1 pseudogene is annotated in these 238 nt (G+C 63.9%); it reads right to left on the bottom strand.

Annotated features, from left to right (window positions below):
* Nucleotides 1-201 (bottom strand): annotated as a pseudogene (locus KVT32_RS31460) (hypothetical protein); the annotation flags it as partial.
* Nucleotides 202-238 lie beyond the last annotated feature (37 nt).

The following is a 238-nucleotide window of genomic DNA, read 5'->3' as shown; positions in this document are numbered from 1 at the left end:
GTTGTCGGCGTAGGGGTCGGTGGCGCAGTACCGGCGATTCCGGGCGGGACAGGATGGAAGCGCGGACACATGCCGCAATTCCATGGTGTCTTTCGATACCGACAGGTAATCGATCTGCACGTTTTCCGCCTTGACGGGATCTCCCAGCGCGAGTGGCCCGGCGGTTTTCCGGAACACGGCCCTGGCCTGGATGTCCAGCAATGCGGCGTCGCTCCTGAAGTTGACGGTCGCCGCCTCG

This window comes from Achromobacter sp. GbtcB20 (assembly GCF_019091095.1).
GTDB classification, from domain to species: domain Bacteria; phylum Pseudomonadota; class Gammaproteobacteria; order Burkholderiales; family Burkholderiaceae_B; genus Achromobacter; species Achromobacter mucicolens.
The sequence above is the reverse complement of the archived record's forward strand: the minus strand, read 5'-3'. Positions and strand labels throughout refer to the sequence as shown.